Consider the following 24,311-nt stretch of genomic DNA (forward strand, 5'->3'; position numbering starts at 1 on the left):
ATCAGCCTCCGCTGGCTTGAAAATTGACAGCTGAATTGGCGTAATGCTGAATGATGTCGAGGTAGGGTTCCATCATTTGACCTAAACGCGAGCTCGTCAATGCACTGTAATCGATGGCGTCCAATGAATGAAGCTTTTCACCCCGAAATGGTTTATCTTCGACAAGCGCCACCAGTTTTTTTGCGGCTCTAATCTTCACTTTTGCCGAATGACCGCCTTTTACCCCAAGGAAGTTGGATTTATAATGTTTGGATTTTTTTTCGGATTTTGCTTCTACCTGGCGTAAGCCGATGTACTGGCGCAACGTTCGAAGGAGTTCCTGTTCCCTCGCATTGAGCTTGCTTGTGGGTGCTTTGTCTGTTTTCTTTTCAATCGTTTTTCGCTCCTGTATAGGCTCTGGTTCTTTTTCCTTCTCTTTCTCTTTCCCTTTACCCTTCTTCACGTCATTGCTTTCCTCAGCCAGCGCAAAATCAGGCTTATCGCTACGTTGCATTAATTGCACAATGATCTGGTTTTGTTGATGGGTGCCCAATCGCACCTGGGCCTGATAATAAAGTTCCTGTAACTCGAAGTCCTGGGCGGTATGGGAATAGCGGGGAGCAGGAATTGCATCGACGATGTCATTAAACACCCGATGAAGTCTTGCTATGGCATCCGGCTGTTCGGCAAGTTGGTTAATGGCTTCTGTAATGTAATCCAGTTTATCGAGCGGGGATGCGGTATTGGCAAGGGCGTCATGTAGCGTTCTCAGGGAGGGTTTGCCTGACTCAAAAAGTGGGAGCAATGGATTAAAATCGTATTGCATGGAAAACTGTCTTAATTCCTGGTTTTGATCAAAATAAGCTTGGGAATTAAGAAAATAATGATTGGAATAGGGGGGATCGGGTTTTTCCGGGTACAAGGGATGCCGTCTGTGCATGGGGTAGCCAAAAACATTCTCGCCGTTATAAATGGCTGTGGTATTTAAAATTCCTCGTTTCAACACGTCGGCATGATGGCCATACACATCATAGATGTTGGGTTCGAAGAGTGTTGCTGGGGGAAAGCCATTCTGGATAAGTAAACGATTTTGCAACAAGTTAACAAAAGTGCGGCCATTGGCATCCCCAAATGGATGGATGCGCTCCAGTGCTTCCGTTGTTTCACCAATGAGTTGCAAAATAGCATCTGGATCACTTAATGTGCTGATGGTTTCATTGTAACGAGCGATGGTTTGTTGCACCAGTGACTGGGGATTGGCGGGGGCCTGGTAATGAATTGCTTTGCCTTGGCTGATTAAAAAAGACGCGAATGCCAGATTGTCTCCCTCCCCGACGTATTTTCTGCGCTCTTCTTTAATGCTTGCCGGGGTAATAAAGCAGGGTGAAGACTCCTGAAATTTAGGCCATAACATGACTCCTTCACCGTCCTCCTCATCAGGCCCACTCAACGCATGGTTTTCTATTTTATCCAATAAATCCGCTAATCCCGAGACTGTCATGCGTCCTTGCGATGGAAAAAAATTAAAAAAAGGGGAATCTACCCTATAAGCTCCCCGAGCAATGTTCTCATTATTTCCCAAAAAAACATTGTTGGTCACCGTCGCATGCAGCGCGAGTATCAGCTCCTCAGAAATGATGGGATTTTCCAGATTCTCAAGAGACAGATTTAAACCTGTAAAAAAGGCATTGAGTGAGTTGTCTTCTCTTTGGCAGTACTCCACCCACCCATGATCAGGCTCAGCCTTGGTTGCGGAATTTCCTGTTATGCTGGAGTAAAGCTGGCCATCGACGGCCAATTGCCAAAGGCGGTTTCTAGGGTAATTTCGTTTAAATTCCGCCAGCGCTTCCTCCGCTGAGGTCGGCCTGACGTTAAACTGTTCATGTGGAAGGAGGCGTTTGTTGCGGGTTTGGTTATAAACAGCCAATTCTTCCATTTGCTGATACCAGGAGTCGAGGTCTTCAAGGTTGTTTAAGGCATGCTTTTCAAAGCGAATCTGTTTTAAGTCAGAGAGAGGAATTTCGTTTTTTTCAAGCGCGTGTTTAACCTGTTCCGTGGGTGTGGACTCCGATTTGATATCCAATGGGATTTTTCTGTTGGAAGACTCAAAGTACAAGACTACTTTCATGACGACAATCCATATAGACAATGTGTGTCAATTATAGTCTACTGGGATTGTATTTATTCAATTGCTGGTCGGTGAAAGTTCTGGAGTTACTCCATTTCAATCACCTGGTACTCCCCAGGTTTAAGATCGCCAAGCGACCACTGGGCAATGCGATGGCGAACCAGTCTTAACGTAGGAAAATCAATGGCGGCTGTCATTTTCCGCACCTGATGATTTTTCCCTTCGCTCAAGATAACCTCCAACCAGGTTGTGGGAATGTTTTTTCGAAAACGAATGGGCGGATTTCTTGGCCATAATTTCGGTTCTTCAATGAGGCGGACTTTGGCCGGCCGGTAGTGTACGCCGCCGATCAGAATGCCTTCCCTTAAAGGCATCAAATCCCTCTCCTCGGGTTGGCCTTCCACCTGAACCCAGTAATATTTCTGTTTATGAAAGCGGGGATGTGTTAATTGATGTTGTATCCTTCCCTCATTGGTTAAAATCAGCAAGCCCTCGCTGTTTTTGTCCAAACGGCCAGCCGCGTAAAAGCCTGGGCGCTTGATGAAGTCCGCCAGGGTCTGCTCGTGCTCGGTACCACTGAATTGGCAAACCACGCCATAGGGTTTATTAAAAAGTAATAACGTACTCAAATGAATCAAACTGTGAATGGAAAGAATAAATCCTATTATGCCGTGAATGGGAGTTGGGACAAAGCATTTTGGCATGCTATGATAATTGCCTCTTATTAGACGGAGTTGCCAATGACATTTGAAAAAATTCGTATCCCAACAGAAGGGCAAGCGATAACCGTTGCCGCTAATGGTTCTCTGCAGGTTCCTGACCAACCGATTATCCCTTTTATTGAAGGGGATGGCATCGGCGTGGATGTAACTCCCCCTATGATTCGTGTGGTTGATGAAGCGGTGAAGAAAGCTTACGGCGGCAAGCGTAAGATTGCCTGGATGGAAGTCTATGCCGGTGAAAAAGCCACCAAAGTGTACGGCAACGATCAATGGCTGCCTAAAGAAACCTTGGACGCCCTGAAAAAATACGTGGTTTCAATCAAGGGCCCACTGACCACACCCGTTGGCGGCGGTATCCGCTCATTGAATGTGGCCATTCGTCAGGATTTGGACCTCTACACCTGCCTTCGTCCTATCCGTTATTTTACGGGTGTACCCAGTCCGGTGAAAGAGCCCTGGAAAACCGACATGGTTATTTTCCGGGAAAATTCCGAAGACATTTATGCCGGTATTGAGTGGCAGGCGGATTCCCCGGAGGCAAAAAAAGTCATTGAATTTTTGCGAAACGAGATGAGTGTAAAAAAGATCCGTTTTCCGGACCATTGCGGCATTGGTATCAAGCCGGTGTCAGAGCAGGGCACTCGCCGTCTGGTTAAAGCGGCTATTCAATATGCCATTGATAATGATCGCGATTCCGTTACCCTGGTTCACAAAGGCAACATCATGAAATTCACCGAAGGTGCCTTTAAGGATTGGGGATACCAGGTTGCGCGCGACAGTTTTGGCGCCAAAGAATACCAGGGCGGCCCGTGGATGGAATTTAAAAACCCCAAAACCGGTAAACAGATTGTCATTAAAGACGTGATTGCGGATGCTTTCCTGCAACAGATTTTGCTGAGACCTGAAGATTACAGTGTCATTGCCACCTTAAATTTAAACGGTGACTACATTTCCGATGCTCTGGCGGCACAGGTAGGGGGCATTGGTATTGCGCCCGGCGCCAACATGAGTGATGAAGTGGCTGTGTTTGAGGCAACCCACGGTACGGCGCCAAAATACGCCGGTCAGGATAAGGTGAATCCCGGTTCCCTGATTCTGTCGGCCGAAATGATGCTGCGCCACATGGGCTGGACTGAAGCGGCGGATCTGATCATTAAAGGGGTCGACGGCGCCATCGAAGCCAAGACGGTGACCTATGACTTTGAACGCCTGATGGACGGGGCAACCTGTGTCAGCAGTTCAGGCTTTGCAGAGGCGATGATTAAACACATGTAAAATAAATCGGCCCGGAAGACTTAAGAAAGCATTTTCCGGGCCGATGATTAATTCAGGGCTTAACGAGGCAGTTGATTGTACAGTCAGTGATAATCTCCCTGTTTTTCATCCATGGATGGTCCGAATACCCACAGGAAAGCTATAATTGAAGGAGAGATCAAAAGCATCCCTCGTCATGATGAGTGTTATATGGACAGGATGTAATTGAATATCACAGGGTTTAATTTTTTCATTGATTAATTCCATTTTTTACTGGCCAAATGAGCGTTGTAAGTCTATAAAATTAGTAAAGGGTGTAAGAAAATGAGCGGGCAATTTTTAGAGGAAATTGTCGAGCGCAGGACAGCGGAAGCAGAAGTACTGCCTGCACTCAAACAACCTAAAAAATTCAGAGTAATCATGCTCAATGATGACTACACCCCCATGGAATTTGTAGTGAGTGTGTTAAAGCGTTTTTTTCAGTTAAGCGAGCAATTGGCTACACAGGTGATGTTGCAGGTTCATTTTGTTGGTAAGGGTGTGTGTGGGGTGTTTACGAGGGATATCGCAGAAACAAAGGTCGCTCAGGTTAACGATTTTGCCAGAGCGAATGAACATCCCTTATTATGTACCATGGAGCCCGAATAATTGGTGGTGGGGTTGAGAGGAGCAAAGAAATGTTAAACAAAGAACTTGAATTCACCTTAAACCTTGCTTTTAAGGAAGCCAAAGAGAAACGTCATGAATTCATGACCGTTGAACATCTACTCCTTTCCTTGCTCGATAATCCTGCAGCAGGCAATGTGTTGCAGGCCTGTGATGCGAACATCGATGCCCTTCGCCGTGATCTGATTGAATTCATTGATGAAACCACGCCGCGAATCCCGGATGATGAACTCGATAGAGAAACACAACCCACCCTGGGTTTTCAACGCGTCCTGCAGCGCGCAGTCTTCCATGTCCAATCCGCCGGAAAAACCGAAGTGACCGGTGCTAACGTACTCGCTGCCATATTCAGTGAACAGGAAAGTCAGGCGGTGTATTTTCTGCGCCGTGAAAACATTACCCGTCTGGATGTCATTAATTACATCTCCCATGGGGTCTCCAAGTACCATAATAATGACCTTAACGAAGGCATGAACTCCTCCATGGACGAAGAAATGATGTCTGGTGAAGGCACGGAGTCGCCACTCGAAAGTTATTGCACCAATTTAAACAAACGCGCCAGAATGGGCAAAATTGACCCATTGATTGGCCGCCACGAAGAAATCCAACGCACCATCCAGGTGCTTTGCCGCCGCCGCAAAAACAACCCCCTGCTGGTGGGTGAAGCCGGTGTGGGCAAAACGGCCATTGCTGAAGGCCTGGCCCGCCGCATTGTTGATGGCGAGGTGCCTGAGGCCATTCAAAATTGCATCGTTTACTCCCTGGATTTGGGGGCATTGCTGGCGGGTACCAAATACCGCGGCGATTTTGAAAAACGGTTAAAAGCCGTCCTGAAGCAATTAGGTCATCAAGAAGGCGCTGTTCTATTCATCGATGAAATTCATACCATCATTGGTGCTGGTGCTGCCTCAGGCGGCGTAATGGATGCCTCAAACCTCATTAAACCCCTGCTGGCCAATGGCGAGCTGAAATGCATCGGTTCAACCACGTACCAGGAATACCGCGGTATTTTTGAAAAAGATCGCGCCCTGGCTCGGCGTTTCCAAAAAATTGACATCACAGAACCGTCTGTGGAAGAAACCTTTGAAATTCTTAAGGGCTTAAAAGGACGTCTTGAAGAGCATCATGGGGTTAAATTCTCCATTCCAGCCTTGAAAGCGGCGGCTGAACTGTCGGCAAAATACATCAATGATCGTTTCTTACCGGATAAGGCCATTGATGTGGTGGATGAGGCCGGCGCGTATCAAAACCTGTTGACTGCCAATAAACGTCGTAAAATCATCAGCGTGACAGAGATTGAAAGCGTGGTAGCTAAAATAGCCCGCATACCGGTTAAAAAAGTGTCTGCGCGGGATAAAGACACCCTGCGTAACCTGGAGCGTGACCTTAAATTACTGGTTTATGGTCAAGACATTGCCATCACTGCCTTAGCCTCCGCCATTAAACTGGCCCGCTCCGGTCTGCGTGAACCGCAAAAACCGGTCGGATGCTTCCTGTTTGCCGGCCCCACCGGGGTAGGTAAAACGGAAGTCACACGCCAGTTAGCGAATGTCCTGGGTATTGAATTGCTGCGTTTTGATATGTCGGAGTACATGGAGAAGCACACCGTATCCCGTTTGATCGGGGCCCCTCCAGGGTATGTGGGTTATGATCAGGGCGGTTTGCTGACCGAAGCGGTCACCAAAAACCCCCATTCCGTTCTACTGCTTGATGAAATTGAAAAAGCGCATCCGGACGTCTTTAACCTGCTTCTGCAAATCATGGACCACGGTACCTTAACCGATACCAATGGCCGTCAGGCGGATTTCCGTCATGTGATTTTGGTCATGACCAGCAATGCCGGCGCCAGTGAAATCAGTCGAAATTCGATTGGCTTCTCCCTCCAGGACAACAGCAATGACGGCTTGGAAGTGATTAAGCGTCAATTCAGTCCAGAATTCAGAAACAGACTGGATGCCATCATTAATTTCGCACCGCTGGACAACGTGACCATTGGCCTGGTTGTTGATAAGTTCATCATGGAACTTGATGAGCAATTGAGTAATAAAGGGGTCACGTTTAAAGTCGATAAAGCCGCGCGGGAATGGCTGATTGAACATGGCTATGATAAAGCCATGGGCGCACGACCGATGGCTCGCCTCATTCAGGAAAACATCAAAAAACCCCTGGCCGATGAGTTGCTGTTTGGAAAATTATCCAATGGTGGCCACGTCACCTTGAAAGTGAAGGACGGTAAACTGCATTTTGACAGCCATGATTACCGTGAGGGTGTGTGCTAAAGTCATTCCTATTAGAAGCCCGTTATCAAAATATCCACAGTCATGTGGATATTTTTTTATGTTAAACGGTTTACCGAAACCAACAGTTGAATCGGAGTAATTGGATTTTATGTTAAGTGTCATTATTATTGCTAAAAATGAGGCAGCCAATATCCAGCGATGCCTGGAGTCGGTTAAGTGGGCTGATGAAATCATTGTTCTGGATTCAGGCAGTACGGATCAGACGGTGGAAATTGCCAAAAAATACACCGATAACATTTATTTGACCGATTGGCAGGGTTATGGTGTTCAAAAGCAACGTGCGTTGTCGGTGGCGACGGGTGATTGGGTCCTTAACCTCGATGCAGACGAGTCGGTCAGTGAGGGCTTAAAATTTGCCATTCAACAAGCCATGGATTTAAACGAAGCAGACGCCTACCGTATCCCCATTTACATGAATTTTTATGGCAAGCCCATGCGCTATTCCTCAAGCCCCAAACGCCACATTCGCTTGTTCAAGCGGGAAGGCGCGCGTTACAGCGATGACATTGTCCATGAAAAAGTGGTGCTGCCGCCTGAGGCGAAGGTCGAAAAATTAAAACAAAGCATACTTCATCACTCCTATCAGGATTTAAGTCATGCCATTGCCAAAATGAACCGCTACTCGTCTTACACCGCAAGAAGCCGCCGCAAAGAAGGCAAGCCGCCGTCCTTTATCAGTATCCTGTTTTCGGCAGGCTGGATGTTTTTCCGCTGCTTGATTTTACAGCGCGGATTTTTAGACGGGAAAGAAGGGTATATTCTCGCAGTCCTTAACGCCGAAGGCTCGTTTTATCGGGGCGTTAAACAACTCTATCCCGATCGCCGCATTAGCGATTTACCGGATACCAAAGAGATTAAAAAAGAAGAGAATGGTTAAAGTCGTTCTCTTTAGCTCAAGCGGGAAGGCAGGAAAGCAGCACTAAAACGCCAGTTTCAATTGTTCCCAATAGCTGTTGTAGAGCGCCAGCGTTTCTTCCCCGACATCCCGCTGAAAATGGGCTCTCTTCATGGTTTCCGCATCCGGGTAAACCAGGCGGTTATCACGAATAGAGGCAGGTAATTTAAGCCAGGCTTCGCGGTTGGTAATGGCATGGCCTTCCTTCAGGGCAATTTGCTCACTCACCTCGGGTTTGAGCAGATAATCAATAAAGGCATATGCCTCCTCGGGATGCGGCGGATTGACAGGAATGGCCAGGCAATCCACCCAAACCACAAAACCATCCAGAGGGTAGGAAAAGCCAATCGCTTTATTCTCCGCCTGGGCTTTAAAGGCATCGCCATTCCACGCGGAACCCAGGGAAGCGTCTTCATCAATCATAATGGCTTGAATGCTGTCGCTGGCAAACAGTTTAATGTTGGGAACCAATTGCAGTAAATGCTGGTAAGCTGCATCAATGTGCTTAGGATCGCGATCGTTTGGATCAAAACCGAGGCTCATGAGAGCTATGGCGAAGACTTCGCGGGAATCATCAAGCAGCATTAACTGATTGCGCCATTGCGGCTGCCACAGTTCACGCCAGTAGGCTGGCGGATGGCTCACCCGTTGTTGATTAAAGAATATGCCCGTTGCTCCCCAAACCAGGGGAACGCTGAAATGATTGCCCTTATCGTAATCATTGTGCGAAAATTTTTCATCCACATGGTTTATATTGGGCAAGCGATCAGGATCAAGCCGAGTCAGCATGTTGAGTTTGCGCATGCGTTCGACATAATAGGCCGAAGGCAGGATGACATCATAAATGCTGCTGTTGCTGGCTTTTAATTTGGCAAAGAGCGTCTCATTGCTGTCATAGGTTGAAAAATTAACTTTAATACCGGTGTCATGTTCAAACTGCTGAACGACTTTTTTGGGGATCTCGCCGCCCCAGACATACACATTGACGACTTTCTCCCCAAACGCGGCGGAGGTAAAAAAAACAGTCAGAAAAAGCAAAACGCGGGTCATATTTTTTTACTCGCAAGCCGATGAGCCACAATGACTAAAATCATGGACAGTGCAAAGGTAAAGGAACACAAGGCATTTAACTCCGGGGTTACGCCGGCCCGTACCAGGGAATAAATCGTCAAAGGCAGGATATTAAAATCAGGGCCGGCGACAAAATAACTGATAATGACATCGTCAAATGACAGGGTAAAACACAAAAGGAAGCCGCTTAATATCCCTGGCCATAACAGGGGCAGCAGGATTTTAGTCAAGGCCGCGTAGCGGCTGGCCCCTAAATCAAGGGCACTGAAATAAATGTTGGGATTCAGCGTGTTGATGCGGGTATTAATGGTAATCATGACAAAGGGAATACAAAAGGTGATGTGAGCAATCAACAGGCTGGTGAAACCTAAAGGAATCTGCGACACATTAAAGAAAATCAGCAGGGCAACACCTAAAACCAAATCAGGGATGATAATGAGCAGCAACAGCAGGGTATAAAGAAATGTGCGATGACGGGTTTTAAAAAGGAACAATTGCACGCAGGCAAGAAGGCTAATCACGGTGGCGGCTGCGGCTGCGCACAAACCTAAAATCACGGAATTGCTGAACGCAGCCCACAAGCCGCGATCATGAAACAGTTCGGTATACCATCGCAGAGAAAAACCATGCCACTGCAGTGAGAATTTGGCGTTGTTGAATGAATAAATCACCAACACCAGAATCGGAATGTAGAGCATGGCATAGACGCAAAATAAAAAAGCTTGCCGGGCAAGTGACTTCAATGGGTAACCTCCTTATTCAGGCCTCGATAGAAAACCAGGAGTAAAACCAGTAGCAAAGTCAGCACAACGCTGGTGGCCGAGCCCTGCGGCCAGTTCTCTACCACCAGAAATTGGTTCTGGATTAAATTGCCAAGCAGGATGGAACGGGCGCCGCCTAAGACATTGGGGATATAAAACAGGGTCATTGCCGGTAAAAAAACCAGCAGGCTGCCTGACACAATGCCGCTTGCCGTATTGGGTAAAAATACCCGCCAAAAAATAGCCCATCGGTTAGCGCCTAAATCTTTTGCCGCTTCAATCAGGCGGAAATCAAAGCGTTCCATGTTGGTAAATAATGGGAGCACCATGAAAGGAAAGAGGTTATACACCAGGCCGGATATCACAGCGAAGTTGGAATAAAGCAGCGACAGAGGCGTCTCAATCAGGTGCAGTTTAAGGAGGATAGCGTTTAATACCCCTTTGAATTTAAGGATGGCAATCAAGGAATAGGTACGGACCAGCGAACTGGTCCAGAATGGAATAATAATAAGCAGTAACAGCAGGGATTGATGCCGGGATTTAATCATTAAATAACTGAAGGGGTAGGCAATCAACAGGCAGAGCACGGTCGTAATCAGAGCAATACCCACGGAGCGCAGGAAAATTTTAGCAAACACCGGGTCAATTAAGGCCGTGTAGTTATCCAGAGTAAACGGCAGAGTCACCAGATGAACACTGTCTCTGGATAAAAAACTCGCGATCACCACCAGCGAAAGTGGAAGAAAACTAAACAGTAACAGCCAGCCATAAAAAAGCGTCAATGACAGGGATTTAGTTTTCATAAGGCAACAGGACCTCCCAACCTGGCAGCCATTCCACCCAGACCGTTTCATGAAGGGCATATTCCAGCTTGTCATCATCTTCATCAAAAAATTCCGAGGCATTGATCACGGCGCCTGACGGGAGGGCAACTTTCAAATCCACCGTGGAGCCTTTGTAGATAATGTCCAGGATTTTGCCCGGCAGCATGCCGCGCGGCTCCGTGACCTCCGACAGGCTCCACACCCGAATGTCTTCGGGCCGCACAATCACATGCACCTTATCCCCGACCTGATAATGGCCGGTGTTTTTGCATTGAATGCGGACGTCTTCGATGGTGGTGGTTAATTCGTCGGTATCCGCCGCGATGACGTCGGCGTTAAAAATATTGGCTTCGCCGATAAAGCTGGCCACGTGCAGGTTAGCCGGGGTTTCATACACCTCACGCGGGGTGCCGACCTGTTCGATGTGGCCCAGATTAAACACCACGATGCGATCCGACATGGACAAGGCTTCTTCCTGATCATGGGTGACAAAAACGAAGGTCATGTTCAAGGTTTTCTGGATTTGCTTTAATTCGTACTGCATGGCTTTGCGCAGGCGGTAGTCGAGCGAACTTAAGGGCTCATCGAGCAACAGCACCTGCGGGCGGTTAATGATCGCCCGGGCAATGGCCACTCGCTGCTGCTGGCCGCCGCTTAACTGCCTGATATTGCGATTGGAAAAAGACTCAAGCTGCACCAGACGCAGGGCCTCAAGAACACGGGTCCTTATTTCATCCTCGGCAATGCGTTTGCATCGCAGCGCAAAGGCGACATTTTCAAACACGGACAAGTGCGGAAACAGCGCATAGCTTTGAAAAACGGTATGCACATCGCGTTTTTGCGGGGGCAGGGCGTTGACGCATTGCCCATTGATGTAAATTTCACCTTCGCTGGGTTGCTCAAAGCCGGAAATTAAACGCAGCAGCGTGGTTTTTCCACACCCTGAGGGGCCAAGCAGGGTAAGAAATTCCCCGTTATAAACCGTGAGATTTAAGCGATCAAGAATGAGGGTATTGCCATACGATTTGCTCACATCCTTGATGTCTATCAGCGATATGGTCATGAATAATGTCGAATAAAATCCGCAATTATGAGGTCTCCTGCCGCGATTGTCCAGGGTTTTAGACCACGCGGCAGGGTAGGCATTTACCAGGGCGTCACTGAAACAGTGGGGGTTGTGTTGGGTTGTAATGAACAGAGTTCGGAAATACTGCCGTCGTTGCAAAGCACCACGCCCAGTTCATTGACGGTAAACACGCCGCCTTGCCAGAGGCAGCAGCCGGGAAGCAATTGCAGATCCATCACCGCATGACGGGTACAATAGCAGGACGAATAATAACCATTATTGCAAACATAGCGGCCAGCGGAGGAGTCGCAGTAATTGATGCCTCCCATTTGTGCACAGCAGACATCAACGTTGCAATTGCGCGGGCACTGATCCTGACACACCCCCTGGGTATTGGGTGCGCATGAACCGGCAAAAACAGGTGAAAAGCTCGGAGCGAGCAGGCAAAGGAAGAATATCGAACTGAATAAGCGCATTGCGTTTCCCCAGGTTATCATCTGTTGAGCATATCATAAGTTTCTGATGAAAAAGAAGTTATTCGGCGGGGTTTATTCGCCTGTAACACTTCGCTCACACGCTATGCAGCGATTGGTACTGCATGAATGACTAGGGTTCCATCTTTTCCAGGGCTTGCGGCAGAACCAGGGAGTCTGAATCCAGATCAACAGCCTCAATCTTTTGAAAACGCTGGGCGATTTTGCGGGCAGAGGTTGTGACCTCGCCCACGTCATGATGGGCGAGATCAATGTGTTTGGACAGTTTATCCATGCGCTTTTCGAAGCGCTGAAAATCGTCGGCCAGTGCGTGTAGATGTTTTTGAATAATATGAACCTGAGTCCGCGTGGCATCGTCTTTTAACACAGCGCGCGCCGTGGTTAACACGGCCATCAGGGTGCTCGGTGAGACGAGCCAGACTTTCAGGCGTTGCGAAAGGGCGATCACCTCGGGGTAATTGGCATGGATTTCGGCAAAAATGGCCTCAGCCGGAATGAACATCATGGCGCTGTCAGTGGTTTCTCCGGGAATAATGTATTTCTCGGCGATGTCCTTAATGTGTTTTTGCAGGTCTTGGCGAAACTGTTGTTGCAAGGGCTTGCGCTCAGCCAACGACAAGGCATTGTTCATCAGTTTCTGGTAGGTTTCGAGCGGAAATTTGGCATCAATGACAATGTGCCCTGTCGGCTCAGGCAAAAACAATACGCAATCGGCTCGTCGTTGATTGGACAAGGTGTGCTGCATGCGGTAATGGTTGGCGGGAATCATGTTGTCGATCAGCGCGGCCAGCTGCACTTCGCCAAAGGCGCCGCGTGCGCGTTTGTCTACCAGCACATCCTGCAGGCTGACGACATGGGACGACAGTTCGGTGATTTTCTTCTGCGCCTCGTCGATGATGGTTAAACGCCGAACCACATCGGTAAACGTGGTGGAGGTTTTTTCAAATCCTTCCGTCAGTTTATGGTTAACCTGTTGGGTAAGCGAGTGCAGGTGGTTGCGTATTTCTTCCGTCAGCGATTGCAGATGCGAGGTCAGTGAGCCGGCATGTTGTTTAAAGCTGTGGCCAATCTGCTCACGGACATCGGTCATGTGGCGTTGAACGGTTTCACTGATAAGACGCTGGCTGTTTAATTGCCCCTGAGTTATCCGCTCAACAAGCGGTGTCTGGCTGGCGTGCAATTGCTCATTGAGCGACAGATGAAGCTTGTGTAATTCATCAACCAAAAGCAGCTGGGTTTTTTCTTGGTTCTGATGGTATTGGCGACGCAACTGAGCTAGTTTTCTAAACAGCCCGAGGCTTAAAAAAAAGTGCAGGGCTGCGGCAATGGCCACACCCTGCAAGGCAGTGAGCTGTTGAAAAAAACTCATTCCTGTCCTATCTGTTGAAGCGGAATTAACGGGCTGTACTCATAGACCGCTTTTAACTGACCGTAATCCGTCAATTGCAGGGCTCCTAAGTAATAGGGGGCTTTGTATGTCGTGCTTTCTTCGGGATGAAAACTGAAATTCAATTCATTAAGGCCCGTGGCGAACCAGGCGGCGGATTGCACCGTATCGACAGGAATCACGTCACCCTGGTCGTTGGTCGCAAACAAAACGGCCTGCAGCGCGTAACGGCTGCCGGTGGCGACTTCGACGTGGGCTTTGAATTGAAATGGTTCGGCCGTATTGTCCCGATTAATGCTTCTTACTGCCGCTGACGGAATGGTGTAGGAAAAGGCGGTGTGCGCCTGGCGCTTGACATTGCGGCCGCCGACATCAGTATCCACCTGCGCTTCAATGTACCAGTTTTCACCGTGAAATCCCTTTTCAGAACGCAGCATTACCTTGGCCTGGTAAACATCCCAGGAGACTTTTTCAAGCGTCAGCGCCCGTTGATTGCCATCCGGAGTGACCAGATTGGCAGTAATAACATCGATGGGGTAGCCTACGGCATCGTCCCGTAAACTGAAGGTTGCAATCAACTCATCCCCATAATGATAACGCGCCTTATCGGTGGCCACCGTCAGGTAAGCATTGGACCCTTGATCAAACACATGAATGATATAGGCATCCTGCTCATGGCCTTTCACCGGATCACTTTTCAGAATGAAACGGCCAGAACCGAGTTCGGGTTTCAGTTGCATGGCCATGAGGCTTTCACCGCCAAAAGCGGATTCTTTCAGCCCCTCCTCGTCGGCGAACAGGGCAGAAGCCTCTTTCAGGGGAAGCACCTGATGGGCCTCTGTCTCCAGATTGAAATTCAGCTTAAGGCGGGAATTCGCGGCCGCAGGGCTGATACGGATGATTGCACCCGGGGCAAGCGTCTGCAATGCGACCCCCTGACTTAACTGCTGAAGGGTGGTTCTCAGGCTGTACTTATTGCTTTTCTGGGAGTGCATGGTTTCATGGCCAAGCGGCAGATGATTGGTCGGCCAATCGCTGCTTAAATTGTCATGCGACAACGATTCGCAATGATCGCACTCATAGGGATGCACGGCTTCCTGGGGTAAAGTGAATGCCAGGCTTTGGCCTGCCCATAAGGCAGACACCATCAGTAAATAAGTTGCTCTCACTTTCTAACTCCTTGTAACAAGAGATCATCGCGTAATAGGTGCTCCAGACCAAAGCAGGAATGGCGGCTTTGATTATGACTTAAAGGGATGCCGTCCTGCGTTCGGTTGATGTCAATAAACCAGAGATCGCCGGCCAGTTGTTGCGACACGCAATTTAAAAAACCGTCTGAACACTTGTCCAGATAAATTTTGGTGATTTTTAATCCGGCATTGAGAAAATAACCATTGCAATAGCTGGCGGAAGAGAAGGGCGAAGCGGTGACGTCGGTGCCAATCACGGTGCGGAAAGAAACCGGCAGAGACAACCGTCCCGGCGTACCCAGGAGCAATTCGTCGTTGAACAGAGCCATGTCGCCTACGCGTTGTTGACGGACTGAGTCATTGCGATAGCCAAGCAGCCAACCGAGCGAGGATTCAAAAATGTTGCCGTCCATCACCTCGTCTGCTAACGGCGTACCGCCGCTTGAGGGAGCAATGGCAATGACGTCTGCAATCCGGCGGCTTAATTTGTAATACCGCTTATCGTAAGTGGGATTGGACAGAATCCAGCGCAGCACATTGGCGCCGTTGGAGTGGGTGTAGACAACCAGTTTACCTATTTTTTTGGCCTTGATGAACGCCAGCAATTGATCGGCGGTGCATCCGGCGGCGTCTTCATGCCACATGTACTGACTGTAATCGCAGGCGACAACCCAATAATTGTCAGGGTTTGGTAACGACTCAGCCATGTAGGCAATGAAGTCTTTTTTCCAATACCCGCCATTGGCATCGGTACGGTGATCATTGGTGCCGTGAATGAAAGCGATACCGAGGTTATCGGGAGAGGAGGCGGAAAAGCTGACGCTGGAAAAAGCAAAGAATAACAAACAGAAAAAAAATCGTGATAAGTCCATTTCTTAAAAGCCCTGTTTAAAAGCCAAGCGGTATCTATACCATAATCGGGAGTTTGACGGCAAGAAAAAGAGGAATAAATCGGTCCTTGCCGTGCGCATTAATTGGTTAGGTAAACACGCTTAAGCGGCAGGCGCTTTACTGTGTCTTGCCTATAATTATGCTAGACTTTGTTTTTTTATTTTCGATGACTAACCTCCATGACAGAGACGGTAAAAACTCAGGACGAGATTGTTCAAACCCTGGATGCGCTTCGCGAGAAAATCAGAGAATATGATTATCATTATTACGTGCTTGATACTCCGTTGGTGCCGGACAGTGAATACGACCGTTGCTTTAAAAATCTACAACAATTGGAAACACAATACCCTCAACTGGTCACGTCGGATTCCCCAACGCAGCGCATAGGCGGCCATGCCGCTGTCGCCTTTGAACCGGTCGCCCATCGCGTCCCGATGTTATCCCTGGGCAACGTGTTTACTGATGACGAATTGCGGGCCTTTTTCAAACGGGTCGCCGATCGCCTCGAGTGTGATCCGGCGGGTTTGGTGTTTACCTGTGAATTGAAGCTCGATGGCCTGGCGGTCAATCTAACCTACGAGCACGGCCTGCTGGTGTCTGCAGCCACCCGCGGCGATGGCGCCGTGGGTGAAAACATCACCAATAACATTAAAACCATTGCCGCAGTTCCCCTCAAACTGCACAGCCCCAATCCGCCGGCGTTTGTGGAAATTCGCGGGGAAGTCTACATGCCCAAAGCTGGTTTTGAAGCGATGAATGAAAAGGCGAGGCTGGCGGGAGAAAAAACTTTTGCCAACCCGCGCAATGCGGCGGCCGGCAGTCTGCGCCAGCTTAACGCGGGCATTACCGCAAGCCGTCCCTTGGCAATCTATTGCTACGGCATCGGCGAATGCGAGGGCGCGTCGTTACCCGACACCCATTTTGAGCAGTTGCAATGGCTTAAAACCATGGGGTTTCGCGTGTCGCCAGAGAGCCAGCGGGTCATTGGCATTGACGGTTGTCTTGACTATTACCATACCATGGCCAGGCGGCGGGATGCCTTGCCCTATGAAATCGATGGCGTGGTATATAAGCTCGACAGTATTCCCCTACAGAAAAAACTTGGCTTTGTGGCCCGTGCGCCGCGTTTTGCCTGCGCTCACAAGTACCCGGCGCAGGAGGAAATGACCCAACTCATCGCCGTTGATTTTCAGGTGGGCCGTACCGGCGCTCTGACGCCGGTGGCGCGTTTGCAACCGGTGACCGTTTCCGGCGTGACCGTCAGCAATGCCACCCTGCATAACATGGATGAAATCCAGCGCAAGGACATCCATCTTGGCGATACGGTCATCATTCGCCGCGCCGGTGATGTGATCCCGGAGGTGGTGTCCGTGGTGATGGAAAAACGCCCTGGCGACATCAAACCCATTGAATTGCCGGCCCATTGCCCGGTTTGCGGGGCGGATGTGGTCCGGGAAGAGGGGGAAGCCGTGGCCCGTTGCACGGGAGGATTGTTCTGCGGGGCGCAGTTAAAACGAATGATCTGGCATTTTGCATCGCGGCGTGCGATGGGCATTGATGGACTTGGGCGCGTGATCATTGATCAATTGGTGGAAGAGAAATTAATTCTGGATGTGGGCGATCTCTACACGCTTGATGTGATGCAGGTTGCCGCCTTGCCGCGCATGGGGCTTAAATCCGCGGAAAATTTACTGCAATCCCTGGAAAAGAGCAAAACCACGACCTTCCGGCGTTTCCTGTATGCGCTGGGGATTCGTGAAGTGGGTGAAGTCAGCGCCCAGGTTCTGGCGGATGAATTTCAGACGATTGACAACCTCAAAGCCGCCACGATGGAGCAATTGCTCGTGCTCAGGGACATTGGCCCGGTGGTCGCCCACCATGTGGTGCAGTTTTTTGCTCAGGCGCATAATGTTCTGGTGATTGACAAATTATTAGCCGCCGGCATTCACTGGCCGATTGCCAGTCCGAAAACCGTGGACAATACCCACCCGTTCTTTGGTAAAACGGTTGTCCTGACCGGCACGTTAAGCAGCATGGGTCGTGAGGATGCCAAAGCCAGGCTTCATGCGGTGGGTGCCAAAGTGACAGGCAGCGTGTCAGCGAAAACCGATTTCGTCATTGCCGGCGTTGAGGCGGGTTCCAAACTCGATAAAGCCATGGATCTTGGGGTTACCATACTCAATGAGCAGGAATTTCTTAACCGGCTGTCTTGACTAAAGCAGTCGGTGCTCCCATCATAGTATCGGATAATCAGGCATTTAAGGAAAGGATTCATCATTTGAACATACTACGCAAAAGCAGCTTACTTTTGTTATGTATCTTCCTGTTGTTGACGCCGTCTGCCTGGTGCCTCGTGCTGAATGACCCTTATCCTGACAATGAATCGCAGGAAAAAGTGTACTACTCGTCGTTTGCAGAGCAGCCGAAAACCCTTGATCCCGCACGCTCCTACTCCAGTAATGAATACCAATTCATCGGGCAGATTTACGAACCGCCGCTTAAATACGATTACCTGAAACGTCCCTATGAATTGATACCGCGTAGTGCAGCGGCTATGCCTGTTGTCCGTTACCTCGATGAAAACCATAACCCCTTGCCTGAGGCAGACGCCAGCAAGACGGCTTACAGTGTGTACACCATTCAAATTAAGCCGGGTATTTTTTATCAACCCCATCCGGCCCTGGCTAAAGACAAGAGCGGGCACCCTCTGTATCTTGATTTGCCAGCAGACTACCTTGAAGACAACGACATCAGTAAATTGTCGGATTTTCCCAAGACCGGAACGCGGGAATTGATTGCCGATGATTTTATTTATGAAATCAAACGGCTGGCATCGCCCGCCGTGAGTTCGTCCATTTACGGGTTGATGAGTGAACACATCGTTGGCTTTAAAGCCTTTGCTGCTTCGCTGCCGCCAGTCAAGCGCGGGGTGTTTCTTGATTTGCGCAAGTACCCGCTTGAAGGCGTTAAAAAAATCGATGATTACACTTTCGAAATTACGTTAAAGGGGCAATACCCGCAATTTTTATTCTGGTTGGCCATGCCCTTTTTTTCACCCATCCCCTGGGAGGCAGATCAATTCTATAGCCAGCCTGACATGGATGATAAAAATCTGACGTTTGATTGGTATCCCATCGGTACTGGCCCGTTCATGCTGATTGAAAACAATCCCAACCGGCAAATGGTCCTGCAGAAAAATCCCCACTATGCCCAGGAGATTTTCAGCGGCGAGGGCAGTGAGGAAGACAGGCAAGCGGGCTATCTTAAGCACGTGGGCCAACCGTTGCCCCTGATTGACAAGGCCATTTACACCCTGGAAAAAGAAACCATCCCGCGTTGGAATAAATTCCTGCAGGGCTATTATGATTTATCCGGTATTTCCGCCGACAGTTTTGATCAGGCCATTCAGATAGGTGATTCCGGCGAACCTACGCTGACTGAAAGCATGAAAGACAAACGGATTCGCCTCACCCAAACCATCGATCCAACCATTTATTATCTGGGTTTTAACATGCTGGATCCCGTGGTCGGCGGGTCTGGCGAAAGGGCCAGAAAATTGCGCTTGGCCATTTCCATCGCCGTTAATTTTGATGAAAACATTGCTATCTTCTTTAATGGCCGCGGCCAGGCGGCACAAGGACCGATTCCACCAGGAATATTTGGTTACCGCCAGGGCAAGGAAGGCATCAACCCCTACGTTTACACCTGGGATGGCAAGGCTCCGCAACGCCGCACCATTGAAGAAGCCCGGGCACTGATGCGTCAGGCGGGGTACCCGGACGGGATTAATCCTGAAACCGGACGGCATTTAATTCTGCATTACGATGTGCCGGTCGCCGGTGGGCCTGACGACAAGGCAGTGCTCGATTGGATGATTAAGCAATTCGCTAAAATTGGCATTGATTTAAACATTCGGGGTACACAGTACAATCGCTTCCAGGAAAAAATGCGTGATGGCAATGCCCAGATTTTCAGTTGGGGGTGGAATGCCGATTACCCGGATCCTGAGAATTTTCTATTTATGCTGTATGGCCGTAACGGCAAGGTGAAGTATGGCGGAGAAAATGCGGCGAATTATGAGAACAAAGAGTATGATCGTTTGTTTGATGAGATGAAAAACAGACCCAGTGATGACGAGCGCATGAAACTCATTGATCGCATGGTGGACATTGTCCGGCATGACGCGCCCTGGGCCTTCGGCATTAACAGCGAAACCATGACCTTGTCGCATCAGTGGATTTCACCAACCAAGCCCGGTGCCTTTAATGTGGATTTGCTGAAGTATTTGGCCGTGAATGTCGCTGAGCGTAATCAATACCGGCAGGAGTGGAATCAACCGATATTCTGGCCTTTAGGTGTTGCGTTCATCGTTCTGTTACTGGTGTTTTTGCCCCTGTTTGCGGCTTACCGCAGAAAAGAGCAGCAAATGGCTAAGAGGATGCGGGGATGATTGCCTATTTATTCAGACGCCTTGTTTACACGATTCCTATTTTACTGGGGATTAATCTGATTACCTTCGCGCTTTTTTTTATGGTCAATTCACCCGATGACATGGCCAGAATGCACCTTGGGCAAAAGCACATCAAGCAGGAGGCCATTCAGCAATGGAAAGCCCAGCACGGTTACGATTTACCCCTCTTTTACAATGAACAACAGGACGGCATTAATCGCTTGACCGACACGCTTTTTTTTGAAAAATCCTTACGGCTTTTTTCGTTTGATTTCGGCGTGTCCGACGAGGGCAGGGACATCAGTTACGACATCTCACATCGCATGTGGCCAAGCCTTGCCATTGCCTTGCCGGTTCTGTTGATTGGCATGCTGGTTGATATTGTGTTTGCCATGGCCATGGCGTTTTTCCGCTCCACCTACCTCGATATCAGCGGCGTGGTGCTTTGCATTATCCTCATGTCCATTTCGAGCCTTTTTTACATCATCGGCGGGCAGTACCTTTTTGGCAAACTGTTAAAATGGGTGCCAATTTCCGGTTATGACGGCGGCGTTGAAAGCATCAAATTCATTGCCTTGCCGGTGATTGTCGCAGTCATTGGCGGGCTGGGCGCTGGAGCGCGCTGGTATCGCACGTTGTTTTTGGAAGAGATGAATCGCGACTACGTGAAAACGGCACGGGCTAAAGGCCTGTCGGAGATTCGCGTTTTGTTTCGCCATGTATTAAAAAATGCCATGCTGCCGATTCTCACGGGCGTGGTGGTGATTATCCCTTCGCTGTTTATGGGAAGCTTGGTGCTTGAATCGTTTTTTGGTGTGCCGGGATTGGGCAGTTACATCATTGATGCAATCCAGCAGCAGGATTTTGCCATCGTCAGGGCCATGGTGTTCTTAGGTTCGATTTTGTACATTGTTGGTCTTATTCTGACCGATATTTCCTACACTTTGGTGGATCCGCGTGTGAGGTTAGGCTGATGATAACATTCTTATGGACTGATCAATGCTTTCTTGGCGTACTGGTGATTGGTTTGCTGCTCACGCTTTACAGTCTGCGCCGGGAACACAACCGTCGTGCGTTTAAACAATTATTCAGGAAGCCTCTCTCAGTCAGCGCCGGTATTGTTTTGGGTTTTTTTCTGGTGATTGGCATTCTTGATTCCATTCATGTGAAAGACAAACCCGATAACGTGTCAAACGACAACGCCAAGGCCAGTACCCTGTTAGAGCGGTTATTGGCACCCCTTGGACAAACGTATGAGAAAACGTATTCTGCACCGCTCGCCTTGAATTTATTCAGCACCGAAACCGTGTTGGTCGATGGGAAAGCGCGGCAGATTTATCCGCGGCTGCAGTACCCGGCTGCAACAATTCATAACCAGCAGGAAAAAGAACAGTTCTTAATAAGCGTTCTGCTGAAAGCCGCCGGCACAGCCATGCTGATAACCGCGTTGGTCTGGGGCGTTTTTATCGGGATTCAGTTTAAGTCAAGCGCACGGCCATGGCTGCCCCGGGGCCGGCATGTCTTACCGTTGCTGGTGTTCTTTTTATGCCTGTTCGTGGCATTGGCCAGCTACTGGATTTCACGGCATCTGCATTTGTTCGGCACCGGCAAAATTGGCCAGGATATTTTTTATTACACCATTAAAAGCATACGCACCGGCTTGGTCATCGGCCTGCTGACGACTTTGTTTATGCTGCCTTTGGCATTGCTTTTAGGCATTGCTGCGGGCTATTTTGGCGGGGTTATTGATGATGTGATCCAGTACATTTACACCACCTTAAGTTCTATTCCGGGCGTCTTGCTGATTACCGCCTCCGTGCTGTCGATGCAAACCTACATTGCCAATCACCCGGAGCAATTTGCCACGCTGCATGAAAGTGCGGATGCCCGTTTATTTGCTCTGTGCCTCATCCTTGGGGTAACCAGCTGGACAAGTCTTTGTCGTCTGTTACGGGCCGAGGCCCTGAAGCTGCGTGAAATTGATTACGTCATGGCTGCCCGCGCGCTCGGCAGCAGTTCTTTCCGTATTCTGCGCAAGCATCTGCTGCCCAATGTCATGCACATCGTGGTTATTACTCTGGTGCTTGATTTCAGTTTTCTGGTGCTGGCAGAGGCTGTTTTATCCTATGTGGGCGTCGGGGTGTCGCCGATGACCATCAGTTGGGGAAATATGATCAATGGCGCGCGCCTTGAATTGGCGCGGGAACCGGTGGTGTGGTGGCCGATGCTCGCCGCCTTTGTCTTTATGTTCACCCTGGTTTTGGCGAGCAATCTGTTTGCTGACGCGGTCAGGGATGCCTTTGATCCGCATCAGGCCCATGCCTGACAAGCCTGTACTGGGAAACCGAATACCGTATATAATGGCGGGTTTTTATTTCTTGTGAAGGTGCATTATGCTTCGTTTTTTTACACCAAAGCCTGAAACGGTGATGACGCTGGCCAATTTAGGTCTGCAAAGCCTGGTTCTGGGTTATTTTGCCAGCCACTCGGTCAACAAGACCAAAGCGCCGGTAGGCGACACGTCAACTCAGCAAGAAAGCGTGTCTCAGCAGAGTAACCAACCTCGCTGAGCGACAGTAGCCTTCCCTGGCCTGCATGGCTTGCTCCAGCTTACTTTGGCGTTGTGGGCGTTGGTGGCTGACTGCCGGTCTCCTCTATCGCGGGTGCGGTGATTTTGGGTTCGTTTTTAATCTCCGGTGTAAAAAATGAACCCTGTTGACTGACGCGGGAGGTAGGCTGACGCGGGAAGAGGTGGGTATTCATCACTTCTGCTACCCCATTGATCACCCCAAAGGCGATAACATTATAGAATCCCCCCATGCCGGCCCCGCGAACCAGCCGTCGCACGCCGCCTTGCTGCCACAAATGCATGAACATCTCAGTCAGTGGCGGCGTTTTTAACGTATCCTTATTGACCTGCCGAATTTTTTCCTGATAGACATTGTCCAATATACTGGCGAAGGGCGAGATGGCAAATCCGGAAATGACGGAGGTGGCTGCGGTATGGGCGAACACATGATCGTTTTTAGGAATCAATGGATTAATGAATTCGCTGACAGTGGTTGTCGCCCCAATGCAGGCTAACGTGGTGACAAAATTGCGTCCGCCGCGCGTCAGCATGCCTTCTTTCGCAAACTGAAATTTTTGACCCAAAGAGAGTTCGATTTTATCCCCTAACGCATCGAGAATCCGTTTATTGGCGTAATATTGGGTAAGAATAGTATCAATTCCCCCTACAATGACTGTGGTGACCAGCATCTCGCCGTATTTTTTAAACACTTTGTTCTCATGTTCGCCAATCATTTCCCCGACGTGGTCATTCACCTTTTCCTTGTTGGCAATAACCATGTTTTTAAGTGCAGCCTGTTTTTGTGTCGTTAAAAAGCCGGTAAACAATTTCGAAAAGAACTGGTGGTTGGCCATCATGGGGGCATAGCCCTGTGAGCGAAAGCGGGTCATCATCACGTCCATGGGATGCAGAATCGTGGCAACAGCGACGCTGGTGCCAAAAACGCGAATGACACCCTCCACATAAGGGTTACGTAACAGGTCGTGCTGAGTGAGCGGTAGGAATCGAAACGGGGATTTCTCAGTCGTTGCGCTGTCTTTTTTTATCTGGTTACCTACATCGTTTTGATTGGTACTCATAATAAGCCCTCGAGGTTATACGGCAATCCTTTGGCCTATTTGTAATAATTGTGTTTTTTAGATAAACACCATGGTAGTCCTGAAGTCTTAATTCATCCTTAAGCAAAAAATCAAAATTCTGTAAATATTCTCGTTATTTACTGCAGAAATTGTAAAAAGAAGGCTTTTTCTTTCTTAAAGGCAGATGTGCTAGAATGGCCTGCTCCCATTACACAAGGTTTTGCAATGAATAAATGGTTTACTGTACTCCTGGCGGTGACGCTCTCCTTTGGCGTGGCCATCAATGACGCGGCAGCGAAACGCTTTGGCGGACGCTTCATGGGCATGGGCCGTTCTAAAACATCCTTTTCTACCCTGTTTACAAAAAAGAGTCCCCAGAACTTAAACAGCAAGGCAACCGGCACGAAACAACGCGGTTTTTTACGCGGTTTGCTCATTGGCGGCGTGTTAGCCAGCTTGTTCATGGGGCATGGACTGCCCATGGCCCTGTTATCCTGGATAATGATTGCCGGTTTGATTCTTTTCATGATGAATCGTTATCGACGCAAACAGCCTATGTACCGCAGGTAGGGTCATCTCTCCTCT

General features: G+C 49.1%; 21 protein-coding genes. 10 read left to right on the forward strand and 11 right to left on the reverse strand.

What is annotated here, in order from left to right:
• Window position 1 precedes the first annotated feature (1 nt).
• A complete protein-coding gene (locus DYE45_RS06010) occupies window positions 2-2,107 on the reverse strand; it encodes a Fic family protein (protein ID WP_115300603.1) in 2,106 nt (701 codons plus the stop codon).
• Window positions 2,108-2,193: 86 nt separating this feature from the next.
• Window positions 2,194-2,736, reverse strand: a complete 543-nt coding sequence (locus DYE45_RS06015) for a pseudouridine synthase (RefSeq protein WP_108293691.1) — start codon at window positions 2,734-2,736, stop codon at window positions 2,194-2,196.
• Between the two features lie 111 nt (window positions 2,737-2,847).
• Here DYE45_RS06015 and icd point away from each other — a divergent pair, with 111 nt between their 5' ends.
• From icd to DYE45_RS06035, 4 genes are all read left to right on the forward strand, one after another.
• Entirely contained in the window at window positions 2,848-4,104 is a 1,257-nt protein-coding gene (icd, locus tag DYE45_RS06020) for an NADP-dependent isocitrate dehydrogenase (protein WP_108293635.1), read from the forward strand.
• A gap of 303 nt (window positions 4,105-4,407) precedes the next feature.
• Window positions 4,408-4,731 carry an ATP-dependent Clp protease adapter ClpS gene (clpS, locus tag DYE45_RS06025; protein ID WP_058532204.1) on the forward strand — a complete coding sequence of 108 codons (324 nt, stop codon included), beginning with the start codon at window positions 4,408-4,410 and terminating at the stop codon, window positions 4,729-4,731.
• Window positions 4,732-4,760: 29 nt separating this feature from the next.
• Entirely contained in the window at window positions 4,761-7,028 is a 2,268-nt protein-coding gene (gene clpA, locus DYE45_RS06030; protein WP_058532205.1) for an ATP-dependent Clp protease ATP-binding subunit ClpA, read from the forward strand.
• 109 nt (window positions 7,029-7,137) lie between these two features.
• A complete protein-coding gene (locus DYE45_RS06035; protein WP_108293637.1) occupies window positions 7,138-7,926 on the forward strand; it encodes a glycosyltransferase family 2 protein in 789 nt (262 codons plus the stop codon).
• Between the two features lie 42 nt (window positions 7,927-7,968).
• Here the strand turns inward: DYE45_RS06035 and DYE45_RS06040 are convergent, their stop codons facing one another.
• The 8 genes from DYE45_RS06040 to DYE45_RS06075 form a co-directional block, all read right to left on the reverse strand.
• The gene (locus tag DYE45_RS06040; protein WP_108293639.1) at window positions 7,969-8,994 is read right to left on the reverse strand and encodes an ABC transporter substrate-binding protein; all 1,026 of its coding nucleotides are present in this window, start codon (window positions 8,992-8,994) and stop codon (window positions 7,969-7,971) included.
• Window positions 8,991-9,713: an ABC transporter permease subunit gene (locus DYE45_RS06045; RefSeq protein WP_370447882.1), complete on the reverse strand. Its 723-nt coding sequence runs from the start codon at window positions 9,711-9,713 to the stop codon at window positions 8,991-8,993. The genes DYE45_RS06040 and DYE45_RS06045 overlap by 4 nt, the downstream gene beginning before the upstream one ends.
• A 41-nt stretch (window positions 9,714-9,754) precedes the next feature.
• Window positions 9,755-10,579, reverse strand: coding sequence for an ABC transporter permease (locus tag DYE45_RS06050; protein ID WP_108293643.1), 825 nt, complete (start codon window positions 10,577-10,579; stop codon window positions 9,755-9,757).
• Window positions 10,569-11,663: a spermidine/putrescine ABC transporter ATP-binding protein PotA gene (gene potA, locus DYE45_RS06055; protein WP_115300604.1), complete on the reverse strand. Its 1,095-nt coding sequence runs from the start codon at window positions 11,661-11,663 to the stop codon at window positions 10,569-10,571. Before potA ends, DYE45_RS06050 begins: the two co-directional genes overlap by 11 nt.
• 83 nt (window positions 11,664-11,746) lie before the next feature.
• Window positions 11,747-12,142: a neurogenic locus notch gene (locus tag DYE45_RS06060; RefSeq protein ID WP_242602683.1), complete on the reverse strand. Its 396-nt coding sequence runs from the start codon at window positions 12,140-12,142 to the stop codon at window positions 11,747-11,749.
• A 130-nt stretch (window positions 12,143-12,272) separates the two neighbouring features.
• The gene (locus DYE45_RS06065) at window positions 12,273-13,529 is read right to left on the reverse strand and encodes a DNA recombination protein RmuC (protein WP_115300605.1); all 1,257 of its coding nucleotides are present in this window, start codon (window positions 13,527-13,529) and stop codon (window positions 12,273-12,275) included.
• Window positions 13,526-14,716 carry a DUF4785 domain-containing protein gene (locus DYE45_RS06070; RefSeq protein WP_115300606.1) on the reverse strand — a complete coding sequence of 397 codons (1,191 nt, stop codon included), beginning with the start codon at window positions 14,714-14,716 and terminating at the stop codon, window positions 13,526-13,528. Before DYE45_RS06070 ends, DYE45_RS06065 begins: the two co-directional genes overlap by 4 nt.
• Window positions 14,713-15,609: a hypothetical protein gene (locus tag DYE45_RS06075; protein WP_108293651.1), complete on the reverse strand. Its 897-nt coding sequence runs from the start codon at window positions 15,607-15,609 to the stop codon at window positions 14,713-14,715. Before DYE45_RS06075 ends, DYE45_RS06070 begins: the two co-directional genes overlap by 4 nt.
• A gap of 198 nt (window positions 15,610-15,807) precedes the next feature.
• Here DYE45_RS06075 and ligA point away from each other — a divergent pair, with 198 nt between their 5' ends.
• The 5 genes from ligA to DYE45_RS14675 all read left to right on the forward strand — a co-directional run bounded on the left by ligA (window position 15,808) and on the right by DYE45_RS14675 (window position 22,648).
• Window positions 15,808-17,841, forward strand: coding sequence for an NAD-dependent DNA ligase LigA (gene ligA, locus DYE45_RS06080; protein WP_115300607.1), 2,034 nt, complete (start codon window positions 15,808-15,810; stop codon window positions 17,839-17,841).
• 65 nt (window positions 17,842-17,906) lie between these two features.
• Entirely contained in the window at window positions 17,907-20,078 is a 2,172-nt protein-coding gene (locus DYE45_RS06085) for an ABC transporter substrate-binding protein (RefSeq protein ID WP_165481684.1), read from the forward strand.
• Complete coding sequence (locus tag DYE45_RS06090; RefSeq protein WP_108293655.1) at window positions 20,075-21,052, forward strand: ABC transporter permease; 978 nt, start codon at window positions 20,075-20,077, stop codon at window positions 21,050-21,052. Before DYE45_RS06085 ends, DYE45_RS06090 begins: the two co-directional genes overlap by 4 nt.
• Window positions 21,052-22,404: an ABC transporter permease gene (locus tag DYE45_RS06095; protein WP_115300608.1), complete on the forward strand. Its 1,353-nt coding sequence runs from the start codon at window positions 21,052-21,054 to the stop codon at window positions 22,402-22,404. The genes DYE45_RS06090 and DYE45_RS06095 overlap by 1 nt, the downstream gene beginning before the upstream one ends.
• 67 nt (window positions 22,405-22,471) lie before the next feature.
• Window positions 22,472-22,648: a hypothetical protein gene (locus tag DYE45_RS14675; RefSeq protein WP_160160686.1), complete on the forward strand. Its 177-nt coding sequence runs from the start codon at window positions 22,472-22,474 to the stop codon at window positions 22,646-22,648.
• A 40-nt stretch (window positions 22,649-22,688) separates the two neighbouring features.
• Here the strand turns inward: DYE45_RS14675 and DYE45_RS06100 are convergent, their stop codons facing one another.
• Window positions 22,689-23,726 carry a hypothetical protein gene (locus tag DYE45_RS06100; protein ID WP_108293659.1) on the reverse strand — a complete coding sequence of 346 codons (1,038 nt, stop codon included), beginning with the start codon at window positions 23,724-23,726 and terminating at the stop codon, window positions 22,689-22,691.
• 225 nt (window positions 23,727-23,951) lie between these two features.
• On the opposite strand from DYE45_RS06100, the gene DYE45_RS06105 reads away from it, so the two are divergent.
• Window positions 23,952-24,296 carry a hypothetical protein gene (locus DYE45_RS06105; protein WP_108293661.1) on the forward strand — a complete coding sequence of 115 codons (345 nt, stop codon included), beginning with the start codon at window positions 23,952-23,954 and terminating at the stop codon, window positions 24,294-24,296.
• Window positions 24,297-24,311: the final 15 nt, after the last annotated feature.

Origin of the sequence: Legionella taurinensis (genome assembly GCF_900452865.1) — a bacterium.
Lineage (GTDB): Bacteria > Pseudomonadota > Gammaproteobacteria > Legionellales > Legionellaceae > Legionella_C > Legionella_C taurinensis.